This is a genomic window from Streptosporangium sp. DT93 (assembly GCF_049844535.1).
Lineage (GTDB): Bacteria > Actinomycetota > Actinomycetes > Streptosporangiales > Streptosporangiaceae > Streptosporangium.
Genome location: NZ_JBNCLF010000018.1, coordinates 143,127 through 149,489, shown reverse-complemented (window position 1 = coordinate 149,489; position 6,363 = coordinate 143,127). Strand labels below are relative to the sequence as shown.

The 6,363-nt window shown below is 69.2% G+C and carries 5 protein-coding genes and 2 tRNA genes; 3 read left to right on the top strand and 4 right to left on the bottom strand.

The window, feature by feature from the left end; translation table 11 throughout:
• Positions 1 to 169 precede the first annotated feature (169 nt).
• Positions 170 to 1,609, bottom strand: coding sequence for a trigger factor (tig, locus tag ACLQ2R_RS31540; protein WP_425964790.1), 1,440 nt, complete (start codon positions 1,607 to 1,609; stop codon positions 170 to 172).
• A gap of 210 nt (positions 1,610 to 1,819) precedes the next feature.
• Complete coding sequence (locus tag ACLQ2R_RS31535) at positions 1,820 to 2,686, bottom strand: helix-turn-helix domain-containing protein (protein ID WP_425964789.1); 867 nt, start codon at positions 2,684 to 2,686, stop codon at positions 1,820 to 1,822.
• 243 nt (positions 2,687 to 2,929) lie between these two features.
• On the opposite strand from ACLQ2R_RS31535, the gene ACLQ2R_RS31530 reads away from it, so the two are divergent.
• Entirely contained in the window at positions 2,930 to 3,439 is a 510-nt protein-coding gene (locus tag ACLQ2R_RS31530) for an ATP-binding protein (protein WP_425964787.1), read from the top strand.
• Between the two features lie 315 nt (positions 3,440 to 3,754).
• On the opposite strand, the gene ACLQ2R_RS31525 is transcribed toward ACLQ2R_RS31530, so the two are convergent.
• Positions 3,755 to 3,828, bottom strand: a tRNA-Pro gene (locus ACLQ2R_RS31525).
• Positions 3,829 to 3,918: 90 nt separating this feature from the next.
• Here ACLQ2R_RS31525 and ACLQ2R_RS31520 point away from each other — a divergent pair.
• A tRNA-Gly gene (locus ACLQ2R_RS31520) sits at positions 3,919 to 3,989 on the top strand.
• Between the two features lie 55 nt (positions 3,990 to 4,044).
• Here ACLQ2R_RS31520 and ACLQ2R_RS31515 read toward each other — a convergent pair.
• A complete protein-coding gene (locus tag ACLQ2R_RS31515) occupies positions 4,045 to 4,197 on the bottom strand; it encodes a hypothetical protein (protein ID WP_425964785.1) in 153 nt (50 codons plus the stop codon).
• Between the two features lie 560 nt (positions 4,198 to 4,757).
• On the opposite strand from ACLQ2R_RS31515, the gene ACLQ2R_RS31510 reads away from it, so the two are divergent.
• Positions 4,758 to 6,344 (top strand): phytoene desaturase family protein, encoded by a 1,587-nt coding sequence (locus ACLQ2R_RS31510; RefSeq protein WP_425964783.1) that lies wholly within the window; start codon positions 4,758 to 4,760, stop codon positions 6,342 to 6,344.
• The last annotated feature ends 19 nt before the right edge of the window (positions 6,345 to 6,363 follow it).

Below are 6,363 nucleotides of genomic sequence, written 5' to 3'. Positions count from 1 at the left end.
ACCGCTGGTCCGCCCGGTCGGCCCCGGGCGGACCGACGGAGGGGGGACGGGGCGGCGGGAGCGGCGCGCCGCCCCCCCGCCCCCCCCCCCGGGCGCCCCCCCCCCCCCCGGCCCCCCCGGGGCTGTCCCCGGGGGGGGGCGCCACGAGGAATGCGTGCCGTGCCCGGGGCTACTTCGCCTCGGCCTTGCTCTCGTCGTCGGCCTTGCCGTCGTCGCCGGTCTCGCTGTTGTCGTCGGCCTCGCTGTTGTCGTCGGCCTCGGCGGCCTCGGTGCCGGGCTCCTCACCGTTGATCTCGGTGTAGATGGCCTTGAGGTCGACCTCGTTGCCGGACTCGTCGACCACCTTGGCGGCGTCGCCGATGACGCTCTTGGCCTTGTCCCGGACGATCTCGACCATGGCCAGCGTGAGCTGGTCGTTGTCGGCCAGGTGCTGGGCCAGCGTGTTGGGCGCGACGTTCATCTGCATGGCGCGGCGCACCACGAAGTTGGTCAGCTCCTGCTCGCTGACGCCGAGCTCCTCGCTCTTCACGATCTTGTCGAGAAGGAAGCCGGTCTTGAGGGCCTTGGCCGCGCTCTCGTCGAACTCGGCGAAGCGCTCCTCCTCGGTGGTCTGGTAGAGGCGGAAGTACGCCTCCTTGCTCAGGCCGCTCTCGGCGATCTGGTGCTCCAGGTTGTGCCTGCGGTTCTCGACCTCGGCCTTGAGGGCGCTCTCGGGCAGCGGGATGTCGAGCTTGGCGAGCAGCGCGTCGAGGGCGTTCTCCCGGGCCTGGACGACCTGGTCGATCAGCTTGTTGCGGCGGGCCGTCTCGCGGATGCTGTCCTTGAGCTCCTCCAGCGTGTCGAACTCGCTGGCGAGCTGGGCGAACTCGTCGTCGAGCTCGGGGAGGACCTTCTCCTTGACGTTCTTGACCGTGATGGTGACCACGGCCTCCTCGCCGGCGTTCTCGCCGCCGACCAGGTTGGTGGTGAACTCCTTGGTGTCGCCGGCGGACAGGCCGGCCAGGGCGTCGTCCAGGCCCTGCAGCACCGAGCCGGCGCCGACCTCGTAGGAGACGTCGTTGGCCTGCTGCTCCTCGATGTTGACACCGTCGATCGCCGCGGCCAGGTCCATCACCACGAAGTCGCCCGCGACGGCGGGGCGCTCGACACCGGTCAGGGTGGCGAAGCGCTGGCGCAGACCGTCCAGCTGGGTGTCGATGTCGGCGTCGGTGACCTCGGAGACCGGGACGGTCACCTCGAGGCCCTGGTAGTCGGGGACCTCGAAGTCGGGACGGATGTCCACCTCGGCGGTGAACTCGACCTGCTGGCCGTCCTCGATCTTGGTGACCTCGATCTCCGGCTGGCTGACCGGGAAGATGTCGCTCTCGTCGACGGCCCGGCCGTACAGCTTGGGCACCGCGTCGTTGAGCGTCTCCTCCAGCACCACGGCGCGGCCGAACCGCTGCTCGATGATGCGGGCCGGAACCTTGCCGGGGCGGAACCCGGGGACGCGCACCTGCTGCGCGACCTTCTTGTACGCCGCCTGCAGGCTCTCGCCGAGCTCCTCGAACGGCACCTCGACGGTAAGCCTCACCCGGGTCGGGCTGAGCTCCTCCACAGCGGTCTTCACGGGGTCGTCTCCTTGATCAAGCTTCGAGTGATCGCGGGCGCGTCAAGTCGTAACGGCTACCGCGGCAAGCTCGCGCGCCGCGCCCACATGAGCGGCACCTGGCACAGGCCGTCGAGACATGCGAGATGAGGGCATGCTCCACTGCGGCGGGTGTTCAGCGCCGCTGGCCAGTCTAGGGCAGAGCGGCACCGTGGAGCGACCGATGGCCGCTCAGTCCTCCTTGGTGATCCGCCTCAGGATGTCGACCGTCTCACCCGGGGTGGTGCTGACGGCGCACAGGCGTTCCATGACCTCGCTGTAGCGGTCGACGTCCTCGCGCTTGTCCAGGTAGAGGGCGCTGGCGAGCTGCTCGACGTAGACGACGTCCGGCAGCTCGCTGTCGTTGAAGCGCAGAACGCTGAAGGCGCCGCCCTCGGCGCTGTGGCCGCCGAAGCTGAAGGGCATCACCTGGATCGTGATGTTGGGCCTGCGCATGAGTTCGAGCAGGTGCTCCAGCTGGGCGCGCATGACGTCCGCGCCGCCGATGGGACGCCGGAGCGCGGCCTCGTCGATGACGGCCCAGAAGAACGGCCCCTCGGGCCGTTCGAGCACCCGCTGGCGCTCCAGCCTCAGGTCGACGCGCCGGGCGATCTCCTCGGGCTCCACGCCGGCGCTGCCCGCGGTGATCACGGCCCTGGCGTACTCCTTGGTCTGCAGCAGGCCCGGCACGAACTGCACCTCGTAGGTGCGGATCCTGGAGGCGGCCTCCTCCAGGCCCACGTACGTCTGGAACCAGGAGGGCAGCAGGTCGTTGAAGCGGTGCCACCAGCCGGGCTCGTTGGCCCTGAGCAGCAGGTCCATCACCGCCGACCGGGCGCGCTCGTCCTGGACCCCGTAGAAGGTCAGCAGGTCCGCCACGTCTCGCTCTCTCAGGCCGACGCGGCCCAGCTCCATCCTGCTGATCTTGGATTCGGATCCGCGGATCAGATGGCCCGCCTCCTCGCGCGAGAGCCCCTTGGCCTCGCGCAGGCGGCGTAGCTGGGAGCCTAAGAGAATACGCAGAGCTGTGGGACCCGATCCCGGTTGAACCTGCGTCACTTCGCCTCCCTCTGCACTTGGGCCAGCGCACACAGTGTCACTACTTCCGGCCGCTATGACAAGGTCTCAGCCCTCTGCCCAATTCGGCGAGCCCACGACCAAACCGCCCATGCGGCTGCACATTGCAACTGCACGTGCATTTGGGTCTTGCAGCAGACCTTCCGGTGACCCATGATGGCCTAGTGCATATTGGGCTTATGGTGCACAACCTCTGAAAACTCTCAACTGGTACGGAGACTCACGATGACAGCGGGAGGTACCGGCAGGATGGTGGAGGAGCCAAAATCGGCTGCCGACTACCTGCAGGCGACCCGCGAGGTCGGCTTCGACCGGCTTCTCGTGGACAACCACTCCGGTGCCACCGCGTGCCCCCTGCCCCGTCAGGCCGACTCGGTGAAGACGGCCAGGGACGTGACCCGCTCCACGCTCCACGACTGGGGCCTGGCCGAGCTCAGCGATGACGCAGCGCTAGTGGTTTCGGAACTGGTGACCAACGCGGTCCGCTACGCGCTGTGTCCGGCGACCCAGACCGAGACCATGCCGATCACCCTGGTGCTGCTCCGCCTGTCGCCCCACGTGCTGCTGGCCGTGACCGACCCGAGCGACGAGGTCCCCACCCCCAAGGAGCCCGACTTCATCTCGGAGAACGGCCGGGGGCTCTACATCGTGGAGACCTACAGCCAGGGCTGGGGCTGGGACCACCTCAACCGCGGCGGCAAGGCCGTCTGGGCCTTCTTCAGCGCCCGTCTCTGATCTCCCCGCCCGCGCGATCCACCCGCGACACCTCTCTCGCCGGACGATCCGCCCGCGACACGTCCCCGTCGGACGATCCGCCCATGACACGTCGCCCGGTACGGCGCGGATCCACGGGGCGGCCCCCAAGGGAAGTGGCCCCCGGAGACCCTCTCGCTCGCGCGTCCCTCGAAGGCCTCCATGCCCTTCCGGGATCCCGCGAGCCCCACGAGTGCCCTCGTCCGTGACGGGACCCGGCTCGTCGCGGGGAGGACGGGATCGGCACACCGGGAAAGACGAAAACCGGGCACCGATGAGATCGGTGCCCGGTACACGTCGGGGTGACAGGATTTGAACCTGCGGCCCCCTGCTCCCAAAGCAGGTGCGCTACCAAACTGCGCCACACCCCGGGTAGGTCGGGTGCGCGCACGCTCCGGATCTCCGGTACGCTTACGCCCTGACGAACGGATGAAGTCTAGACCAGACCGACGCCGGCTCGCGCGGACGTAGCTCAATGGTAGAGCCCCAGTCTTCCAAACTGGCTACGCGGGTTCGATTCCCGTCGTCCGCTCAGGGTGACAAAAGGCCAGGTCAACCATCATTTGGTTGACCTGGCCTTTTGGATTTCACACGTTCGCATCACGTTTACGTGCCACCTGAGTGCCGCCGAATTTCTTTTTTCTTTTTCCTCCGGCCACCGTCGGCGCCTTGTCCGGCGCCACGGCGACGACGCCGTTCCGATATCGGTTCACATGTCGGAGACCGGTATCGGTTCGCATGTCGGAGACCGGTATCGGTTCGCATGTCGGGAGATGGGTGCCGCCCGCGCGGAGGCGTGCCCCGTGCGGGACGCGGGCTCCTCCCGGCTCGCCCCGCCGGCCGCGACCGGCGTACCGGAGATCGCGAAAGGGGAGGCCCGGAGCCCGCCACCCTCGCGGACCCTGTTCCGGATCCGATCGGCGACGTTCGGAGCGCCCGGCCGGGAGGGGCGGCGGGCTCGTCACCGGGACCGGACGTTCCCTCTGGCGGGAGCGGACCGACACGGCACCGGCCGCCCTCCCCGCACCGTGGCGATCACAGGCGACCCGGCCCGACGGGGCACGGGCGGCCACAAGCGGCCACGAGCGGCCAGACTCGATCCGTCATGACCTGCCACGATCACGAGCGGCCGGGTGCAGGTCGGGCACGGCCGGGAGCGCCGATCTCTCACCTACTCCAATAGGCCTCTAAAGTCCTACCTTGTGTGGAAATATCGACCGATCTCTGTTAAACACGAGGTTCGCAGTAGATCATTCTTTACAATCCTCCATACCAGCAGTCAAAGTGCCCTGGAGGGAACGTGTCGGAGTTCGACGGCGTCATCGTAGGCGGCGGCCACAACGGTCTCACGTGTGCCGCCTACCTCGCGAAGGCGGGCCTGTCGGTCGCGGTCGTCGAGCGTAACGAGGTCGCCGGTGGCGGGTGCAGCACCCAGGAGCTGACGCTTCCGGGTTTCCGGCACAACACCCACAGCAGCTACCACTTCCTGGAGGAGGGGCCGGTCCCGGCCGACCTGGAGCTCCGGCGTCACGGCCTGCGCTACGTCTACCCCGAGACCCAGCACGCCACGGTCTTCAGGGACGGACGGGCGATCACGGTCTACACCGACCCCAAGCGCACCGCCGAGTCCTTCGCCCGCTTCTCCACGGCCGACGCCGCACGCTGGCTGGAGCTGTACGAGCGCTACGCCGAGGCGGCCAGGAACCTGATGAACGGTTTCCTGTACTCGGCCCCGCTCCCGCCGCCGGTGCTCGCCGAACGGCTCGGCGGTGACCTTGGCCGCGACCTGCTGAGCTACATGCCGCTGTCGCTGTACGAGGCCGTCGACAGGAACTTCGAGAGCGACCAGGTCAGGGTGCTGTTCAAGTCCTTCCTGCACGCCATCTCCATCGAGGACGTGCCCGGGACCGGGGGCTTCTTCCCGCGGCTGCTGTCGCGCATCGCCCGGCTCGGCGTGCCCGTGGGCGGCGCCGCGAACGTGGCGAGCGCGCTGCGGGCCGTCATCGAGGAGCACGGGGGCACGGTGCTGACCGGCACCCACGTCGAGCGGATCCTGGTCGGCGACGGCCGGGCCACCGGGGTCCGGCTGGCCGGCGGCGACGTCCTGCGGGCCCGCCGGTTCGTGGCCAGCGCGGTGGACGCCCCGCAGACCGTGCGGCTGGCCGGGCCGGAGAACTTCGGCGAGGAGATCGCCTCCAAGGTCGAGGGGTACCGGTGGGCCGGGCACAGCCTGGTCACCCTGCACCTGGCGCTGGAGGAGGCGCCGCGCTACCGGGCCGCGGAGTTCGAGCCCGACGTGGACCGGGCGTTCCTGGTCGTGCTCGGCGCCGACGACAGCGAACAGCTCGGCCGTACGTTCGACCGCATCCACGAGGGACGGCTGCCCGACCGGCTGGCCGGCAACGGCGCCTGCCCCTCCCTGTTCGATCCCTCGTACGCGCCCGACGGCAGGCACGTGGCGTTCTGGTGGCCGTGGGCCCCCTACGACCTCGACGGCGACCCGGCGAACTGGGACGCGCGGAGGGAGGAGGTCGGGGAGCGGTTGCTCGCCGAGTGGGCCGAGTACGCCCCCAACCTCGCCCGGGGCACCGTACTGGGCAGGCACGTCTTCACCCCGCTCGACATCGAGCGGCACTGCGTCAACATGGTGCGCGGCAGCCACCACGTGGGCGCCTACGAACCCTCCCAGCTGGGCGGCAACCGCCCGGTCCCGGAGATGGGGCGCTACCGTACCCCCGTCGACGGCCTCTACCTGTGCGGCGCCAGCAGTCATCCGGGGGGCTCGGTCTCCGCGGCCCCCGGATACAACGGTGCCAACGCCATCGCAGAAGACCTCGAACTGGCCACCTGGTGGACGCCGGTTCCCGCACCCCGGTGGAGCGAGTGAAGTCCCGTTTCGTCACTAA